1 protein-coding gene is annotated in these 244 nt (G+C 25.8%); it reads right to left on the bottom strand.

Annotated features, from left to right (window positions below):
* Positions 1–244: exosortase F system-associated membrane protein (locus SB679_RS25875; RefSeq protein WP_410705241.1), on the bottom strand; the 244-nt coding region annotated here is incomplete at both ends.

Below are 244 nucleotides of genomic sequence, written 5' to 3' on the forward strand. Positions count from 1 at the left end.
AATGATCAATAATATAATCAAAGGTTGTATTACAAATCTTCTCATATAGAATGAAAAAAGATATCCTATTTCAAAATGGTTATAAATACAATACAGATAAATGGATAAAGAAATTGCAAAAATGATCACCATCATAATCGCTCCCTGTATCGTCCATTGTCTATTTTTAAACAAACCTTGAATAATCAAACAGGAAAAAAATAGATTGAGGATAAATCTAAACAAGTGTCCAAGAATTAATTTT

The sequence above is a fragment of the Chryseobacterium sp. SIMBA_029 genome, assembly GCF_046535275.1.
Taxonomy (GTDB): Bacteria; Bacteroidota; Bacteroidia; order Flavobacteriales; family Weeksellaceae; genus Chryseobacterium.